This is a genomic window from Actinoplanes sp. NPDC051346 (assembly GCF_040682215.1).
GTDB lineage: Bacteria > Actinomycetota > Actinomycetes > Mycobacteriales > Micromonosporaceae > Actinoplanes.
In genome coordinates, this window is sequence record NZ_JBFBAJ010000002.1 from 125,830 (window position 1) to 143,132 (window position 17,303).

Genomic DNA, 17,303 nt, shown 5'->3' on the forward strand with positions numbered 1-17,303 from the left:
GAGCCCGTCGGCCGGGTTCACATCAGGGCCCGGGTCGCCCTGGTGGCCCGGTCGGCGACGGCGTCGACGGAGTGGGCCTTGCGGGCGAAGAAGCCGTCGGCGAGCAGTGACGTGTAGCCGTGTGCCACGGCGATCGTCGCCTCGACGAGCTGGACCGCCTCCTGGTACGAGGCGGTGCCGGTCGCCGTGGCCAGGTCGAGGAGGGCGGTCATCAGGGCCCGGGTCTGTTCGCGGCGGGCGTCGTCCGCGAGGTCGTGCAGCTCGGCGGCGTAGATGATGTGGATGCCGGCGCCGGTGCGGGCGACGTACCGGACGTAGGCGCCCGCGGCCTCCGCCAGGCGGTCGGCCGGTGCGGGGCCAGCCGCGTCGGCGGCGGCGGTGATCTCGGCGCGCAGGTCGCGGGCGGCGATCGCGGAGACCGCGCCGAGCAGGTGGGAGCGGTCCGGGAAGTGCCGGTACGGCGCCGCCGAGCTCACGCCCAGCCGGCGCGCGACGGCGGCGACGGAGAAGCGCTGGAGGCCACCCTCGGCGAGCAGCTCGAAGCTGGCCTGGACCAGCGCCGCGCGGAGATCGCCGTGGTGATAACCGCGTTCCGGCGACACGCTGGCCTCCCCGCTTGCCGGCAAGTGAATGGGCTCTTACATTAGCAGGTGATAGCCCTCTTACATTGGCGGAGGCACTGTGAGCATCCGGCTCGGGTACCAGATTCCGAACTTCACCTATCCCGGCGTCGCCGTCGAGAACCTCTTCGACACCGTTGCCGCCCAGGCCCGCGAGGCCGAGGCGGCGGGTTTCGACACCGTCCTGGTGATGGACCACTTCTATCAACTGCCCGGCATCGGTGCGCCGGAGAACGCGATGCTCGAGGCGTACACGACGCTGGGTGCGCTCGCACCGGTCACCTCGACGATCCAGTTGTCCACGCTGGTCACCGGGAACACGTACCGTAATCCGGCCCTGTTGGCGAAGACCGTGACCACCCTGGACGTGGTCTCGAAGGGTCGGGCCCTGCTCGGCGTCGGCGCCGGCTGGTTCGAGCGGGAGCACCACGACTACGGCTTCGAGTTCGGGTCGTTCGGGCAGCGCTTCGAGCGGCTCGAGGAGGCGCTGACCATCATCGCGCCGATGCTCAAGGGGGAGCGGGCGACCCTCGACGGCAAGTGGTACACGGCGCGCGGCGCCATGAACAATCCACGACTGCGGCCGACGATTCCGATCATGCTGGGCGGCAGCGGCGAGCAGAAGACGTTCCGGCTGGCCGCGCGCTTCGCCGACCACATGAACATCATCTGCGACGTCGCGGAGCTGCCGCACAAGGTCGCCGTCCTGCGCCAGCGGTGCGAGGAGATCGGCCGTGACCCGGCGACGCTCGCGACGAGCTACCTGGTCATGGGCCTGGTGGGCGAGACGGAACAGGAGGTGAGGGAACTCGGCGAGACCGTGCCCGAGGACCGTCGCAACCGGGTCTTTCTCGGTACGACCGAGCAGGTCGCCGAGCAGTTGCACGAGAAGGTGATCGGCGCCGGCATCGACGGCATCACCATCAACCTGATCCGCAACGGTCATCGGCCGGGCTTCGTGACCCAGGTCGGCACCGCGCTCAAGCCGCTCGTCGCGGCCTAACCGGGTGCCCGCGACCGGCCGACACACACCGGCCGGTCGCATCGCCGCGGGCCGGACCTGGGCGGCGACGTCGAGCGGGTCGTTCTCGCCGCGCGGTCCGCCCGGCGGGGGCGGCGGGGGCGCGCCGGTGCCGCTCGCGATCTTCTCGGCGAGGGCGTCGGCGTCCACCCCGGTGGTGGCGTCGGCCGGCATCCCCGCCTCTCAGGAACCCTGGGCCGCCCGTTCGAGGATGGCCTCTGCCAGTCGTGGGGCCGCGCCGCTCGCGGAGCGCAGGAACAGCGACGGCTCGGTGAGTTCGAGCTCGAGCAGCAGGGGAGTGCCATCCGGGCCCGGCACCAGATCGACCCGGGCGTAGAGCAGCCGGTCGGCGCCGCCCGGAACGTGCCGCAGCACCCGGTCGGCGAGTTCCCGCTCCAGATCCGTGGGGGTGCGGGCGTCGATCTCCTCGATGTACTCGCCGGTGCGCTCGCCGCGGCCGTTCAGCAGGGGACCCTTGCGGATCGCGTGGCTGTAGGTCAGGGCGCCGGACGCGTCCGGCAGGCACAGGATCGCCGTCTCGCCCGCGGTGTCGACCGCGGCGAGATAGGGCTGGATCATCGCCGTGCGTCCCGCGGCGCAGAGCCGCTCCACGTGTGCCCGGGCGAGGGGGAGGTCCTCGGGCAGCAGATACCGGCCGGTGTCCCTGCTGCCCGCGCTGATGGTCGGCTTGATCACCCATTCCCCGCGCTCCGGCGGCGTCCAGGCCTCGCCCGGCTCGACGAAGGCCGTCGCCGTGACTGGCAGGCCGGCGGCGGCGAGGTCGTTCAGGTAGTGCTTGTCGGTGTTCCATTCCACGACGTCGGCGGGGTTGACCAGGCGCGGCACCGAACGGGCCCAGGCGACGAACTCGTCCCGCCGGGGCGCGTAGTCCCAGGGGGAGCGCAGTACGACAAGGTCATAGCCGTCCCAGCCGGCGGCCGGGTCGTCCCAGCGGACCGCGTCGACGGTCGCACCGAGCGCCAGCAGCGCGTCGCGCAACGGGTGGTCGTCGTCGTACAGGTCGGGGAACATCTCGGCCGTGACAAGAGCGATCCGGATCATAAGGATCTTGTACGCGATTCCGCGACCTCCTGCCATCGGTTATGCGGAGGCGGTGACACCCATCAACTTAGGTTCGCCTATCCTCACCACGTGCCCGTCGATGAAGGTCCGCCGCCGCTGCTCGCACTGCGCGAGGTCAGCGTCGTGCACCGCGACGAGGACGAGCCCTCGGCCGTGGGCCGGGCGACGCCGTCCGGGGTGACCTTCCCGGTCCGGGCGGGCGAGGCCGTGCTGTTGCTCGGCCCGTCCGGGTGCGGCAAGTCGACCCTCGCCCTGACCACCAACGGCCTGGTCCCGCACGTCGTCGGCGCCGAGCTCACCGGCACCGTCGAGGTCGGCGGCCGGGACACCCGCGCACACCGGGTGCCCGAGCTGGCCCGCGACGTGGCCATGGTGTTCCAGGATCCCGACGCCCAGGTCGTCACCGCCACCGTCCTCGACGAGGTGTGCTTCGGCCCGGAGAACCTGCGCCTGCCGGCGGCCGAGGTGCTGGCCCGCGCCGAGGAGGCGTTGCGCCGGGTCGGTCTGTGGGACCGCCGCGACGACGACCCGGACGGGCTCTCCGGGGGCGGCCGGCAGCGGCTCGCGATCGCCTGCGCGCTGGCGATGCGCGCCCCGCTGCTGGTGCTCGACGAGCCCACGGCGAACCTCGACCCGGCCGGCGTCGAGGAGGTCTACGCCGTGCTGCGCGAGATCGTGGCCGCCGGGGACCGGGGCATCCTGCTCGTCGAGCACAGCCTGGACACGGCGATCGAGCTGGTCGACCGCGTCGTGGTGCTCGACCGGTCCGGCCGTGTGGTCCTCGACGGTCCGGCGCGGGAGACGCTCGGTCGGCACTGCGACCTGCTCCTCGAGCTCGGCGTCTGGCTTCCCGTCAGCGCCCTCGCCGCCCTGCGGCTGCGTGCCGCGGGCGTACCGATGGAACCGCTGCCGTTGACCCCCGCCGAGCTGGCCGTGGCGCTGGACGCCCGGCCCGAGCTTCCCGCGCCCGCGGTCCGCGCGTTGCGGCCCCCGCCCGGCGATCCCGTGCTCGTCGTGGATCGGCTCACCGTCGAGCGCGGCGGCCGGACGGTGCTGCACGACGTCAGCCTGCGCGTCGGACGCGGCGAACTGATCGCCGTGGTGGGCGCGAACGGCGCCGGGAAGACCACCCTCGTTCAGGCCGCGGCCGGAGTGGTGCGGCCGCCGCGCGGCACGGTCACGGTCATGGGGCTCGACCCGGCGCGCGCCGGCGCCCGCGAGCTGGCCAGCCGGATCGGATTCGTCTTCCAGAATCCCGAGCACCAGTTCGTGGCCGGCCGCGTCGACGACGAGTTGGCCCTGGGGCTGCGGCTGCGCGGCGTGCCGGAGGACGAGGTGGCGGCCCGCGTCGAGGAGGTGCTCGCCCGGTTCGGTCTTGGCGAGTCGCGGGGTCTGCACCCGTTCCTGCTGTCGGGCGGGCAGAAGCGGCGGCTGTCGGTCGGCACCGCCGTCATCGTCCGGCCCGAGGTGCTGGTCCTCGACGAGCCGACCTTCGGCCAGGACCGCGAGCGCGCCACCGAACTGCTCGATCTGCTCACCGGCCTGCACGCCGAGGGCACCACGGTCATCGTCGTCAGCCACGACATGCAGCTCGTGGCCGAGCACGCGACCCGGGTCGTGGCGCTCGCCGACGGCCGGATCGCCGCCGACGGCCCACCCGCCGAGGTGTTCGCCGCCGACCTGCCGGGGCTGCGGCCGCCGCCGGTCGCCCGGGCCACCCGCGCGCTCGCCCGGCACCCGGGATGGCGCGCGGTGACCCGCCTCGCCGATCTGCCGGCCGCCGCACCGGTGTGCGCCTCATGAGCCTGCTCGACCTGCGGACGTACAACCCGCTGTCCAAGTTGTTCGGGACGCTCCCGCTGATGGTCCTGGTGATCGGCACCCGTGACCTGCGGACCCCGGCGGTCGTCGGCGGCGCGGCGCTGCTGCTGATCCTCACCGGCGCCCGCCCGACCGGCCGCACGGTGGCCTGGCTGCTGCTCGGCGTGCCGGCGGCCCTCGCCGTCATGACCGTGTCGTTCGGCGTCTGGACCGACCCGGCCCGGGTGTCCGGCACCCGGCTGCTCGTGAGCGTCGGAGGCTTCGAGCTGTGGTCGCGGGCGCTGGAGACCGGGCTGGCGACGGGTCTGCGGCTGGTCGCCGTGATGCTGCTGGCGCTGGTCGGCGGGCTCACCACGACCGGTCCGGATCTCGTGCGGTCGATGATCCGCCAGCTGCGGGTGCCGTACCGCATCGGCTATTCCGCCCTCGCCGCGTTCCGATTCGTTCCGCGTTTCCGCCACGAGCTCGACGTCATCCGCAGCGCCCACCGGGTGCGCGGGCTGGCCGGCGGCGGCGGCCCGATCAGCGGCCTACGCCGGTACGGCGGCTACGCGGTGCCGCTGCTCGCCGGAGGGATCCGGCACGCCGAACGGGTCTCGCTGGCCATGGAGTCCCGGGCGTTCGGCGCTCACCCCACCCGTACAGAGCGTTACGTCGTGCCGTTCCGCGTCCGCGACGCCATTCTCGTGTCCGCCCTCTGGTGCTTCACCCTCGGAGTATTCGCATGAAATCCCTCACCACCCGGTTCCTCATGACCTGCGCGGCGATCGGTGCCGCCAGCGGCGTGCTGCTCGTGCCGGTCAACCACGCCAGCGCGATCCTCGCGCCGACCGTCCCGATCGTGTACGCCGGCCTGGTCGGCTTCTGGATCCTCGGGCCGGTCCTCGGCCTGGCGGTGCTGCGCCGCCCGGGCGCCGCCCTGCTGACCACACTCATCGCCGGCCTGGTCAACGTGCCGCTCACGCCGTTCGGGCCGAGCGCGGTCGTCACCACCCTCATGGTCGGCGTGGCGGTCGAGTCCGGATTCGCCGTCACCCGGTACCGGGTCTGGAAACCCTGGCTGTTCTACGTGACGACGGTGCTCTTCACCGCGGTCTACGCGGTCGTGGCGTACGCCAGCTTCGACATGGGGTCCACGGTGGTCGCCGTGCGGGTTCTGTTCTTCGTCCTCATGCTGGCCAGCGCGACCCTGGCGACGTGGGCCGGCCTGGCACTCGCCAAGCGGGTCGCGAAGACCGGCGTCACCCGCGGCCTCGTCCGCCCGACGTCGACGGGAGCCTGACCATGGCCAGCCAGCGCAAGGCGGTCGATCCGCGCGTCCTGCTCGTCGACGTGATCCGCACCGAGCGGATCTCCCCGAACATCATCCGCGTGACGGTCGGCGCCGAAGGCTTCACGCCGCAGGGCTACGACCAGTGGTTCCGGCTCTTCCTGCCGAAGCGGGGCCAGGATCACCTCAGGCTGCCCACCCGCACGTCGAACCTCTGGTACGCCCAGTACCTCGCCACGCCCAAGGCCCAACGTCCGTGGGTGCGCAACTACACGGTCCGGGCCACCCGCCCCGAGGCGAACGAGCTCGACATCGACTTCGTCGTCCACGTCGAGCCGGACGGCACCTCGGGCCCGGCCGCGACCTTCGCGCAGACCGCCGCTCCCGGCGCCAAGGTGGGCCTGCTCGACCAGGGCCTGAGCTACAACCCGCGGCACCCGCACGACTGGACGCTGCTGGTGACCGACGAGACCGGCATGCCCGCGGTGGCCGGCATCTGCGGCTCGCTGCCGGACGACGCCAAGGGCGTGGCCATCGTCGAGGTTCCGTCGGAGGCCGACCAGCAGAAATTCCGGGTGCCGGCCGGCGTCGACCTGCGCTGGGTGGTGCGAAGCCCGCAGGAGCGCGTGCCCGGCCGCGCGGCGCTGGCCGCGCTCAAGGCGGCCACCCTGCCCTCGACGCCGGTGTACGGCTACCTCGCCGGCGAGTCCTCACTCGCCACCGGCGCCCGCCGGCACCTGGTCGAGGACCGCCAGGTGCCCAAGCAGAACCTGGACTTCATCGGCTACTGGCGCCACGGCCACGCCCAGCACTGACCGCGATCACTCGGCCGAAAGGACCATGGGGCAGGTAAGCCGAGTTATGTAGAGTTTCGGCATGCCGAGGACCCCGCACACCTCTCCCCAGACCCTTCGCCTGTTCGAGGCCCTGCTCGCGGACCCGGCCCGATGGCGCTACGGCTACGACCTGAGCAAGCAGACGTCACTGGCCTCGGGGACCCTGTATCCGATCCTGATGCGGCTGGCCGACCAGCGGCTGCTCGAGACCGGCTGGGAGCCGTCGGACGAGCCCGGCCGCCCACCCCGGCACATCTACCGCCTGAGTAGCGACGGAGTGACGCTGGCGCGGCAACGGCTGGCCGCTCGTGCCAGCGTCGCCGCCGACACGGCCACCGCCCGGCGTCCCCGACCGGCCGTGCGGGCACGCACCGCCGGGGGTGCGGCATGAGCGCCCCCGCCCTGACCGACCGGCAACAGCGGGAGGAAAGCCCCACCCGCCGGCTGGCGTACACCCTGCTGGCCGCGGCGGTGCGAGGGCGTCGCGGCAGGCCGGGCGGCACGTGGGGCGAGGCGATCCTCGCCGAGTTCTCGGAAACCCGCGGCGACTGGGAGGCCGTGCGATGGGCCGCGGGCGGGCTGCGGGCCGTCTGGCAGGAGCGCCGCGCCCGGGCCCGGCACCTTCCCCGCCACATCCGGATCAGCCGCCGGGTCGCCGCCGTGGTGGTGGTCGGCACCCTCGCCGGCCTTCTGGTCAACCAATTCGCCCTGACCGTCGGCTACCACCCGAGCGGAGACATGGAGCCGACCGTGTGGGTCGGTGACCGGTACCTGCTCGACAAGGTCAGCCACCGGTTCACCGGCGTCGCTCATGGCGACGTCGTCGCCGTTGCCCTGCCCGAGGGGACCGTCCTCAAGCGGGTCGTCGGGCTGCCCGGCGACACCATCGAATGCCGCGACGGCGGGGTGTTCCGCAACGGCGCGCGACTGGATGAGCCGTACCTGCCCGCCGACCCCGAGTCCGCGCGGACCGACTGCCGCACCGTCACCGTGCCGCCCGGCGACCTCTACCTGCTCGGCGACTTCCGTCTGGTGTCCCTCGACTCCCGCCACGACGTCACCTACCGCCAGGACGCCGTGCAAGGCCGGATGCTCACCCGGGTGTGGCGGCAGGTTGGCTGATCGGACAATCCGGTCCGATTCCACTTTCTGGGATGGCGGCAGAATGCTCCCGACGGCCGCGGCGCAGTCCATGGGCCATCGTGACCTGCGAATATCCTTCGATCGAGTCCACAGTGATCGATCTGGTGTGAGATGTGACATCTGGGCCCGATCTGTACAGGTGATCTTCCATGCGGTACTTGTCATCGGGCAAGGCCGCATCGATGACGGCCCACCCTCTCCGCCGCACGCGGTGAGGGCGTAGCGCATCCGAAGACATCTGGAGGACGAGGTTGAAGCGAACCTCGAGGCGTTGGCCGTTGACCCTGGCGGTCGCCACCGCGGTGACCGGCGCGGCCAGCATCACGGTGGGCCTGGTGATCGCGCCGGCCGACCAGCCGGCCACGGTGGCCGTGGCCGCCGCCCCGGCGGGCCGCCCGGCCGCGGCCGCCACCGTCGACGACACCTCCGGCACCGTGACGATCGCCCGGCCCGGTGCGAACGGCAAGGTCGAACGGGTGGAAGGTGAGCCGCTGAAGCTCGCCTCCTACGACCCGCGCGCCGGCAAGGCCCGCCTCGTCGGCGCGGCCGAGCAGGGCCGCAAGCCCAGGGCCGGTCAGCCCGCCGTCCGCAAGGGCGACGTGATCGCCAGCGGGCGCTCGTCGGCGCTGCCCCAGGGCGCGCTGGTGAAGGTCACCGACGCCCGCACGGACGCCGCCGGTCGGGTCTCCGTCGCTCCGGCGACGCTGCCCGATCTCCTGGGCGACCAGAAGATCGCCACCAGCACGCCGGTTCCCACCACCGACGTGACCGTCAAGCCGCTGTCCAAGGGCGTCACCACCCGGATCGAGCAGATCGCCGGTGGGGCCCCGCGCCCGGCCGAGCCGGCCCTGTCACCGACGACCCCGTCGTCGCCGGCAACCACGCCGGTCAGCCCGTCGTCGCCGTCCGGGCCGCCGGTCACCCCGTCGTCGCCGTCGGACGAGCCGCCGGTCGGTTCGCCGGCCATTCCCGACGAGAGCCCGTCGTCGGCAACGCCGCCGCCCACCGCCCCGCCGACCCGTCCCTCGAGCTCGGCACCGGCTCCCACCACCTCGTCCGAGACCGCCGCGCTGGACGGCGCCACCCTGCTGCCGCCGGCCGCCATCGCGCCGGCCCCGCTGGCCGCGGCCGGAGGCAAGGAACGGCACAACGTCGGCAGCGAGATCAAGCTCGATCTCGAGGTGCCCGTCGGTGAGCTCGGCTTCACCGGCACCGAGCAGGGCGGTCCCACGCTCTCCGGCTGGGTGCACCTCCAGCCCCAGGTGATCTTCAACTACGAGCGGGCGCACTGGTACAGCATCGCGCCGTCCGCGGCGGCGATCGGCATCGGCGGCGCGTACGACTACGGCTGGAAGGTGCACGCCGGCCTGGCCGGCACGGTCGACACCGGACGTAAGCCGCTGCGGCTGCCGTTCGCCGAGGTGCACGTGCACACCACCCTGCTGGTGGCCGGCTTCCCGGTGGTGGTCGACGCCGACCTGACCTACTTCTACCAGGTCTCGGCATCCGGCAAGATCACGGTCGACGCCGAGCAGAAGACCGCCGGCGAGCTGTCCCTCGGCGTCCGGTACCGCAAGGGTGAGGGCTGGTCGCGGCTTCCGCTGGCCACCTCCACGGTGACCCCCGGCGCCAAGCCGGCGATCAATGGTACGGCCGAGGCCAAGGCCACCATCGGCGCCCAGTTCGACGTCGCCCTGTACGGCTCGGTCGGCGCCGGCCTGGAATGGGCGCCCTACCTGCGGGCCGACGCCGCGGCGGGCACCAGCACCGATCCCCGGTGGGGCCTGTACGCGGGATTCGAGGCCAAGGGACAACTCTTCGCCCAGCTGAAGATCCTCGGCATCAAACTGCTCGACAAGCGGCTCGACCTGCCACCGCTGCGCAAGGAATGGCAGATCGCCGGCAGCAAGTCCACGGCCCCGGAGCCCGCACGCGGCACGGACGTCACGGGCTGACCGCCCAACGAGGAACAAGGGCCGGATCCCCGAGGGATCCGGCCCTTGTCGTCAGCGGGGGCGGGGTTCGAGCTCGGCTCGCCGGGTCCTGAGGAAGGCCTGCTCGGTCTCGGTGCCGGCCAGCGCGATCGCCTGGTCGTAGGCGGCGGCGGCCTCGTGCGCGCGGCCGAGCCGGACCAGCAGATCGGCTCGGGTGGCGGGAAGCAGGTGGTAGCCCGGCAGCTCCACACCCTCCAGCGCGGCGAGCGCCACCGCCGGCCCGTGCACCTCGGCGACCGCGACCGCGCGGTTCAGCCTGACGATCGGGCTCGGCGCCAGGGAGAGGAGCTGGTCGTAGAGCGCCAGAACCTGCGACCAGTCGGTGGCGGCCCCGTCGGTGTGCACGGCGTTGATCGCCGCCTGGATCTGGTACGGCCCCGGCCGGTTGCGCCGCAGGCAGCGGCGGACCAGGTCGTGGCCCTCGGCGATGAGCGTACGGTTCCACAGCGACCGGTCCTGATCGCTCAGCCGCACCAGTTCGCCGGCCGGGCCGAGCCGGGCCGGCCGGCGCGCCTCGGTGAGCAGCAGCAGGGCGAGCAGGCCGAGGGCCTCGGGCTCGTCGGGCATCAGCGCGGCGAGCTCGCGGGCGAGCCGGATCGCCTCGGCGCACAGATCGGTCCTGATCAGCGGTCCGCGGGTGGCCGCGTAGCCCTCGTTGAACATCAGGTAGAGCACGGTCAGGACCGGAGGCAGCCGGTCCGGCAGTTCCTCGGCGGCGGGCACCCGGTAGGGGATGCCCGCGTCGCGGATCTTCTTCTTGGCGCGCACGATGCGCTGGGCGATGGTCGCCTCCGGCACCAGGTACGCCCGGGCGATCTCCGGGACCTCGAGCCCGCCGAGCAGGCGCAGCGTGAGGGCGGTGCGGGAGTCGGGGGCGAGAGCCGGGTGGCAGCAGGTGAAAACGAGACGGAGCTGGTCGTCCTTCACCGGTCCCACCTCCTCTGGCTCGGCCGGCTGGTGCAACAGCAACGCTTGGGCGTGTCGTGCCTCGCGGGTCGACTCGCGACGGAGCCGGTCGACGGCGCGGTTGCGGGCGGTGGTCACGATCCAGGCGCCCGGGTTGGGAGGCAGCTCCTCCCACTTCTCCAGGGCCACCGCGAACGCGTCCTGGACGGCCTCCTCGGCGAGGTTGATGTCGCCGAGGAGGCGTACGAGGGTGGCCACGCAGCGGCCGTACTCCGCCCGGTAGACGCCGTCGATGTCCATGGGGGTCGGTTTTCCGTTCAGCTTTCCGGCTCGTCCTGGAAGGGCCGCACCTCGACCGGGCCCATGCAGGCCTCGGAACACTTGGCCGCCCAGCTCAGCGCCTGGTCGAGATCCTCGCACCGCAGGACCCAGAACCCGCCGATCTGTTCCTTCGACTCGGCGAACGGTCCGTCGGTCATGGTGGTCTGGCCGCTCTCGGTCCGCACGACGGTAGCGCTGTCCGGCGGCAGGAGACCCCCGCCGAACACCCACGCTCCGGCCGCCCGCAACTCGTTGTTGACCCGGTCGACCTGGGCGTAGGCCTTCTGCATTTCCTCGTCCGAGGGGAGCGGCGCGCCCTCGACCATGTGTACGGCGAGCAGGTACTGCTTCATGACGTTCCTCCGATGTGACTAGACGGGTGAATGGTGGCAGAAACTCGGTGACAGCGGCAGACGCGTCAGGCCGACAGGCGACGCGCGACGGCGGGGATCACGATGGCGGCGGCGACCAGGTGGGTGAGCATCAGCAGCGCCTTGGTGGCCGACGTGGCCTCCGCGATCACGTCCGGGACCAGCGAGAGAACGGTCAGCACCACCGTCGTACGGACGAAGGCACGCCGCGGGTGGCGAACGGTGCGCGACAGCACGGCGGCGAGGATCAGGCCGACCAGCGAGCACAACGCCGTCATGACCGCGAATCCCGGGATGGGGATGGGAGCACCGCTCACGTCGAGGCTGACGCCGGCCGCCCGGCCGACAGCGGCCACCGCCATGGTCGCGGCGCCGGCGGCCGCCGTGGCGGCGACTCCGGTCCCGATCAGCGCGAGCATGCCGGAGCCGGTGGCGCGGGTCGTGGTCTTCGCGGTGATGGTCATCATGGCCTCCGGTGGATCCGCGAGCCGGCTCGGTGCCGGTCTCTCACCAGGGCTACGAACGGGACCGGCGCCAATCGACAGGTCCGCCGAAGATTTCGAGTTTCTTTTTTCGTACGCATACTGATCGCATGATCGGCAAGGTGGCTCTGCGCGACAGGGACGTCGAGTATGTCCTGTGGAGATTTTCCTGAGGCTACCCGGGGAACTGGAGGTCGAGGTGGGCGTCCAGGGCGGCCAGGGCCTGGTCGGGGGAGTAGTGGCCACAGAGCAGGTAGACGCCCAGCCCCTCCATCAGCGCCAGCAGGTTCGCCGCGGCGGCGGCCGGGGCCGGGCCGGGAAGCAGGCCCGCGATGAAGCGGAGCATCGCCGTGGTGTCGCGGCGCAGGCTGGACGCGGCCTCCGGGCGCACCGCCGTGTACGCCAGGAAGGCGAGCGCCACCCGGCCGTTCTCGCGGCTCTGCTCGCCCAACGGCAGCAGGGCGACGATCAGCGTACGCAGCAGCAGCCGCGCCGGTGGGTCGTCGCCCAGCCGGCCGATCGCCTCGGTGAGCCGGGTCCGGCTCCGCTCCCGCACGACCGACAGGGCGAACGTCATCATCTCGTCCTTGGTGCGGAAGTAGTGCTGCACCAAGCCGGTCGAGACGCCGGCAGCGGCGGCAACGTGCCGCAGGCTCACCGCTTCCAGGCCCTGATCCGCGGCCACCCGCATCAGCGCGTCGGCGATGAGCCGGCGACGTTCCTGATGATCAACCTTCTTCGGCATGGGTCGCGGCCTTCACGTGACCGAGCGCCTTCCGGACGAGGGCCTCGGGGTCGTCGGCGTACAGTCTCAGCTCCTCGACCGGCTCGGATTCGCCCTGCGGCAGCAGGACGGTGGTGGGGCGGCGCAGCCGGACGTCGACGCTGGTCTGGCTCCCCGCCACGATGTGCAGGACCCGGCGGCCGTGGTCGTCCTCGTACTGCACCGACTTGCTGGACGGCATCGAGCGGTAGCTCTTGCTCACCGACTCGATCTGCTCCCAGGCCACGGTGAAGTCGGGGCCGGCGCCCATCCGCACCCGGATGCCGGCGTCGCCGACCACGTGCGGGTGGATCTTGAGGCTGGCGAGGAGGCCGAGCATCCAGAGCAGGCCCCAGATGCTGAGCACCAGCATGATGAGGCGGGCCGGTTGCCAGGGCACCACGTTCTTGATGATGATGTCGAGGATCGGGATCTCCACGACCGACAGGGCGATGAGAACCCCGAGGATCGGCTTGACCACACCGAGGTACGAGAAGGTTTCGTCGCCCGGGGCGAGCTCCAGCGGCTTGCGGCGTGCCCAGACGTACATGCTGCGCCACATTGCGGCTTCCATCTCGGCGGCCCGGCGCAGGAGCGGGCCCGTCTTGCCGGCCATCCTGGTTCACCCCTTCCCTTTGCGGTGCAGTCGTATTGCAACCGAGGATAGCCGACGTTCCAATACAACTGCAATGCCAACGGGTGGGGCGGCCGGCGGCAGCGGGCTTGCGGTGACCCTGAGGCCGGTGCTGCGGATGGGGTCGGTACGGCGATCAGCCGGACCTCGCCGGCGGCCGCCGGCTCGGTACCGGGCCTCAAGCGAGCCTCAAGATGGCGGCGCGCCCGCCGATTGACCTTTGGTGGCGGCGCGGGTGCCGCGGAGGGGAGGCAACGTGCTCGGCACGCGTACGGAAGCAGCGGAGCAGCTCGCCGACCTGCTGCGGACGGCCCGGCAGTCGCTGGGTCTGGGGTCCGCCTTCCTCACTCGGATGGACGGCACGACCCAGCACCTGGAGGCCGTCGACTCCACAATCCCGGACATGTTCTCCGTCGGGATGGCCCAGCCCCAGGAATCCTCGTTCTGCCAGGCGATCATGGACGGCCGGCTGCCGCCGGTGATGGCGGACGTCACCGACTACCCCGAGGCCATGGCGTTGCCGGGCGGCAAGGTGCCCTGGCTGCGCAGCTTCGTCTCGGTGCCGGTGGTCCTCAGCGACGGCACGGTCTATGGCACCTTCTGCGCGGCCGGCTTCCCCACGGACCCCGCGCTCGCCTCCCGCGACCGGGCACTGATGGACGTGCTGTCGCACGCCGCGTCGGTGATCATCGAGCCCGGCCTGCGGGAGTTGGCCCGGCACGCAGAGATCTCCGACCGCCTCACCCCGGTCCTCAACGCCGGCGGGCCGGTCGTCCTGCTCCAGCCGATCGTCGACCTGGCGAGCCGGCGGCGGGTGGGCGCGGAGGCACTGAGCCGCTTCCCTCGGGAATGGAACCTGCCCCCGGACCGCTGCTTCGCCGAAGCCCACGCCATCGGCGAGGGACACCGGCTCGAGATGCTGGCCTTGCGGCGGGCCGCGGCCCACCTGGACCGCGTGCCGCACTACGTGACGATGAACGTCTCGCCCGCGACCCTGCTGACCAAGGCCTGCACCCGGTTGCTCCAGGGCTTCCCCCTGGACCGGGTGGTGCTGGAGCTCTCCGAGCACGAACCGGTCGAGGACTACGACGCCCTCAAGGCCGTGCTGGCCCCGCTGCGGGCCCGCGGCATGCGGCTGGCCATCGACGACGTCGGGGCGGGATTCTCGTCGCTTCGGCACATCGTGGTCACCGCGCCGGACGTCATCAAGCTGGACCGCAGCATCGTCACGGGCATCGGCGCCGACTCGGTCCTGAGCGTGGTGACGCATTCCCTGGTCGACCTCGCCCGAGCCACGGGCGCCACAGTGGTCGCCGAGGGCGTCGAGACCGAAGCCGACGCCGCGGCACTGGCCGCCGTCGGCGTCGACCTCGGTCAGGGTTGGCACTTCGGCCGGGCTACCAGCCCGGAGGAATTGCGCGAGGACTACGCGGTCGCTCTCTCGGTGTAAGGCCGCGTAAAGCTGGCCCGTGGCTCACGGCACGAGTACGAGTCGGCCGCGCAGTCCACCGGCGGCCATCCGCTCGTGGGCTTCGGCCACGCGCGCCAACGGCAGCGTTTCCGCGACCCGCAAGGTGAGCTGGCCGGCCTCGGCCAGTTCCGCCAGTTCCGCCAGCCGAGCGCCGTCGGCGAACACCTCCTGTACCACGACCCGGGTGCCGCGCAACGGCGGCGGGGCGAACGGTGCGACCAGCGCGACGAAGACGCCACCACCGCGCAGCGCCTCGTGCGCCCCGATCCCGACGACGGCGGCGTCGATGACCGCGTCGACCCCACCGGGAACCAGGTCCCGCACCGCCGCGCCGAGCCGATCCGTACGTGGCACCACGTGATCCGCGCCCAGGCGCCGCAACAGCGGCTCGTCCGCGGCGTCGGCGGCCGCTACCGTCCGGATGCCGCGGAGCGCCGCGAGCTGAAGCGCGATGCCACCCACCATGCCGGCGGCGCCGGTAACCAGAAGGGTCTGCCCCCGTTGCAGCCCGGCCAGTTCCAGCGATCGGTCCGCCGTCAGCCCCGCCAGCGGCAGGGTGGCGGCCTCGGCGTCGTCGATGCCCGCCGGGGCGCGAGCGACGGCACTCTCGTCGAGCACCACCTGTTCGGCCTGGGTGCCGGCGGCGGAGAGCAGGTCACGGAGCCCGATCACCCGGTCTCCGGTGGTGAAGCGGGTGACGCCCGGACCGGTCGCGGCCACCTCACCCGCCACGTCCCAGCCGAGGGCGACGGTCGGGGCCGGGGCGAGGAGGCCGGCCTCGGTGATCCGGCCCGCCCGGGTGGAGAGGTCGATGCGGTTGACCGCGGCGGCGGCGACCCGGATCAGCACCTGTCCCGGGCCGGGCCGGGGCGGCGGGACGTCGGCGATTTCGAGAACTTCGGGGCCGCCGAAGCGGCGGACGATGACTGCTTGCATGCCGTCGACGCTAGAAAGAATAGGGTGCATCGGTAAGAAGGCACCTCGAAGTGCCTGGGGTACCCGGAGGTTTCTGACCATGGCCACCGCTTCCGCCGCCGAGCGCCGCGACCTGGCGCGTCGGGCATACAACGCCAACCTGGCCGAGTGCCCGGGACACGAACTGCTGTCCACGTTGAGCGACAAGTGGCTGACCCTGGTGGTCAGCGCGCTGGCCGACGGGCCGCTGCGGCACGCCGACCTTGCCCGTACCGTTGCGGGGGCCACCCAGAAGATGCTCACCCAGACCTTGCGCAAACTCGAGCGTGACGGTCTGGTCAGCCGGACCGTCACGGCATCGGTGCCGGCCCGCGTGGATTACGCGCTGACCCCGCTGGGCGAGGCGCTGCTGCCGTTGCAACGCGCCGTCAAGGAGTGGGCGGAGACCCACATCCCGCAGGTCCACGCCGCCCGGGCGCGATATGACGCCCAGTGACCCTTCCCGACATGGTGAAGCCCGGGGATATGGCCAATCCCCGGGCCTCTCGGTACCACCGAATTGCACACACCAGCACGTTTAAGAGCGTGGATCATTCGTCACGACAACGGGTTTTGCCTTTAAACTACCGCCGCTCGAAGCGCGGCGGACCGGACTTGAACCGGCATCCGCTGTCCTCGTCCGACGCTCGGTCGACCTGGTGATCGGTGGTGAATGCTGACATTGGAGCGAGAATCTGAGTTTCATACCGGCTGCCTCTGCCAGTTGGGCTACCCCCGCGCGGTGGTGCGGGGGGCGGGACTCGAACCCGCACTGACACCGGTTTCTTCAGTTTCAGCCTCAGCTGTCAGCTTCGCGCCGGGTTTCCGGCGCACCCCCGCGCTCCCACGGGGGAATCGGTGACGACTACCCGAACAGGTAGTCGAAGACGGCCGCGCCGACCCGCTGGTCGGCGGCCTCGGTGTTGTTGGCCTCCTCGCGCGCGAACTTCACCGCGGTCTGCAATGCCAGCACCCGGTCGAGGATCTCGTTGACCCGCTTGGCCGGCAGCGCTCCCGAGAACTTCACGGTCGTCCAGTATCCAACGGTGACGTCCTCGTAGTACACCTCCACCTGTGCGGGGTGCTTGTCGGTCGCCTCGGCCTTGACGTGGTTGCGCGGCACCTTCTTGGTGCGGTTGGTGCGCACCGGCTCCGTACGCCAGCTGTCCGTGGAATCGTCGCGCAGCCAGGACTCGGCGGCGTCGAGCACCGGGAGCTTCTTGACGAACGTGTGGAGGTCGACGAGCTGCTTCTCCAGGAACAGCAGGTAGGTCACCGGAACCTGGGCGGCGATGGTGCGTCCGTCGACCACCACATCCGCGCGTGCCACGCAGTTCGTCCAGTCCTTCGTCGCCGTGACGTCGAACATCCGGGTCAGCGTGCCCGCGACCCCGCGCAGGATGTCCTCCGCCTTGATCTGCACCCGCGTCGACTCGGCGGGCAGCTGCTCGCCCTCCTCGTCCTTCGGCTGGTACGTCCGGGAGATGCCGGCGAGCGGGCCGGTCTTCTGCACGGCGTGGTGGGCCTCGCTCAGCTCGGCGAAGGCCTTGCTCTTGACGCCCTTCTCCACGGCGATGATCTGGTTCAGCTTCGGCACGATGTCCCCTTTCAGC

At 71.8% G+C, this 17,303-nt stretch carries 19 protein-coding genes and 1 tRNA gene; 10 read left to right on the top strand and 10 right to left on the bottom strand.

The genetic code is table 11. The features are described 5' to 3' along the window. Positions 1–17: 17 nt before the first annotated feature. Positions 18–602, bottom strand: a complete 585-nt coding sequence (locus AB0M36_RS04985) for a helix-turn-helix domain-containing protein (RefSeq protein WP_364152587.1) — start codon at positions 600–602, stop codon at positions 18–20. A gap of 79 nt (positions 603–681) precedes the next feature. On the opposite strand from AB0M36_RS04985, the gene AB0M36_RS04990 reads away from it, so the two are divergent. Next, the gene (locus AB0M36_RS04990; protein ID WP_364152590.1) at positions 682–1,623 is read left to right on the top strand and encodes an LLM class F420-dependent oxidoreductase; all 942 of its coding nucleotides are present in this window, start codon (positions 682–684) and stop codon (positions 1,621–1,623) included. 201 nt (positions 1,624–1,824) lie between these two features. Here AB0M36_RS04990 and AB0M36_RS04995 read toward each other — a convergent pair whose 3' ends face one another. Next, a complete protein-coding gene (locus AB0M36_RS04995; protein WP_364152593.1) occupies positions 1,825–2,703 on the bottom strand; it encodes a hypothetical protein in 879 nt (292 codons plus the stop codon). Positions 2,704–2,793: 90 nt separating this feature from the next. Here AB0M36_RS04995 and AB0M36_RS05000 point away from each other — a divergent pair, with 90 nt between their 5' ends. The 7 genes from AB0M36_RS05000 (at position 2,794) to AB0M36_RS05030 (ending at position 9,749) form a co-directional block, all read left to right on the top strand. Next, entirely contained in the window at positions 2,794–4,527 is a 1,734-nt protein-coding gene (locus tag AB0M36_RS05000) for an ATP-binding cassette domain-containing protein (protein ID WP_364152596.1), read from the top strand. Next, positions 4,524–5,273 carry an energy-coupling factor transporter transmembrane component T gene (locus AB0M36_RS05005; RefSeq protein WP_364152599.1) on the top strand — a complete coding sequence of 250 codons (750 nt, stop codon included), beginning with the start codon at positions 4,524–4,526 and terminating at the stop codon, positions 5,271–5,273. The genes AB0M36_RS05000 and AB0M36_RS05005 overlap by 4 nt, the downstream gene beginning before the upstream one ends. Next, positions 5,270–5,827 (top strand): ECF transporter S component, encoded by a 558-nt coding sequence (locus AB0M36_RS05010; RefSeq protein ID WP_364152602.1) that lies wholly within the window; start codon positions 5,270–5,272, stop codon positions 5,825–5,827. Before AB0M36_RS05005 ends, AB0M36_RS05010 begins: the two co-directional genes overlap by 4 nt. Positions 5,828–5,829: 2 nt before the next feature. Next, entirely contained in the window at positions 5,830–6,630 is an 801-nt protein-coding gene (locus tag AB0M36_RS05015) for a siderophore-interacting protein (RefSeq protein ID WP_364152605.1), read from the top strand. Between the two features lie 61 nt (positions 6,631–6,691). Beyond that, positions 6,692–7,042, top strand: a complete 351-nt coding sequence (locus AB0M36_RS05020; RefSeq protein WP_364152608.1) for a PadR family transcriptional regulator — start codon at positions 6,692–6,694, stop codon at positions 7,040–7,042. Beyond that, on the top strand, positions 7,039–7,773 hold the full coding sequence (lepB, locus tag AB0M36_RS05025; RefSeq protein ID WP_364152611.1) for a signal peptidase I: 735 nt from the start codon (positions 7,039–7,041) through the stop codon (positions 7,771–7,773). The genes AB0M36_RS05020 and lepB overlap by 4 nt, the downstream gene beginning before the upstream one ends. 299 nt (positions 7,774–8,072) lie before the next feature. Then, positions 8,073–9,749, top strand: coding sequence for a hypothetical protein (locus AB0M36_RS05030; RefSeq protein WP_364152614.1), 1,677 nt, complete (start codon positions 8,073–8,075; stop codon positions 9,747–9,749). Positions 9,750–9,800: 51 nt separating this feature from the next. On the opposite strand, the gene AB0M36_RS05035 is transcribed toward AB0M36_RS05030, so the two are convergent. The 5 genes from AB0M36_RS05035 to AB0M36_RS05055 all read right to left on the bottom strand — a co-directional run bounded on the left by AB0M36_RS05035 (position 9,801) and on the right by AB0M36_RS05055 (position 13,247). Continuing rightward, positions 9,801–10,994: an RNA polymerase sigma factor gene (locus tag AB0M36_RS05035; protein ID WP_364152617.1), complete on the bottom strand. Its 1,194-nt coding sequence runs from the start codon at positions 10,992–10,994 to the stop codon at positions 9,801–9,803. 17 nt (positions 10,995–11,011) lie between these two features. Further along, complete coding sequence (locus AB0M36_RS05040; protein WP_364152620.1) at positions 11,012–11,368, bottom strand: YciI family protein; 357 nt, start codon at positions 11,366–11,368, stop codon at positions 11,012–11,014. A 65-nt stretch (positions 11,369–11,433) separates the two neighbouring features. Then, on the bottom strand, positions 11,434–11,850 hold the full coding sequence (locus tag AB0M36_RS05045) for a DUF6069 family protein (RefSeq protein WP_364152623.1): 417 nt from the start codon (positions 11,848–11,850) through the stop codon (positions 11,434–11,436). A 193-nt stretch (positions 11,851–12,043) separates the two neighbouring features. Next, a complete protein-coding gene (locus AB0M36_RS05050) occupies positions 12,044–12,613 on the bottom strand; it encodes a TetR family transcriptional regulator C-terminal domain-containing protein (protein WP_364152626.1) in 570 nt (189 codons plus the stop codon). Beyond that, positions 12,597–13,247 carry a hypothetical protein gene (locus AB0M36_RS05055; protein WP_364152629.1) on the bottom strand — a complete coding sequence of 217 codons (651 nt, stop codon included), beginning with the start codon at positions 13,245–13,247 and terminating at the stop codon, positions 12,597–12,599. The genes AB0M36_RS05050 and AB0M36_RS05055 overlap by 17 nt, the downstream gene beginning before the upstream one ends. Before the next feature lie 274 nt (positions 13,248–13,521). Here AB0M36_RS05055 and AB0M36_RS05060 point away from each other — a divergent pair, with 274 nt between their 5' ends. After that, on the top strand, positions 13,522–14,715 hold the full coding sequence (locus tag AB0M36_RS05060) for an EAL domain-containing protein (protein ID WP_364152632.1): 1,194 nt from the start codon (positions 13,522–13,524) through the stop codon (positions 14,713–14,715). Positions 14,716–14,739: 24 nt separating this feature from the next. Here the strand turns inward: AB0M36_RS05060 and AB0M36_RS05065 are convergent, their stop codons facing one another. Beyond that, positions 14,740–15,672, bottom strand: a complete 933-nt coding sequence (locus AB0M36_RS05065) for an NADP-dependent oxidoreductase (RefSeq protein ID WP_364152635.1) — start codon at positions 15,670–15,672, stop codon at positions 14,740–14,742. Between the two features lie 79 nt (positions 15,673–15,751). Here AB0M36_RS05065 and AB0M36_RS05070 point away from each other — a divergent pair, with 79 nt between their 5' ends. Further along, entirely contained in the window at positions 15,752–16,147 is a 396-nt protein-coding gene (locus tag AB0M36_RS05070) for a helix-turn-helix domain-containing protein (protein ID WP_364152638.1), read from the top strand. 286 nt (positions 16,148–16,433) lie between these two features. On the opposite strand, the gene AB0M36_RS05075 is transcribed toward AB0M36_RS05070, so the two are convergent. Both AB0M36_RS05075 and AB0M36_RS05080 read right to left on the bottom strand, forming a co-directional pair. Next, positions 16,434–16,530: transfer RNA gene (locus AB0M36_RS05075), tRNA-OTHER, on the bottom strand. 25 nt (positions 16,531–16,555) lie between these two features. Then, positions 16,556–17,287: a hypothetical protein gene (locus tag AB0M36_RS05080; RefSeq protein WP_364152641.1), complete on the bottom strand. Its 732-nt coding sequence runs from the start codon at positions 17,285–17,287 to the stop codon at positions 16,556–16,558. Between the last annotated feature and the right edge of the window lie 16 nt (positions 17,288–17,303).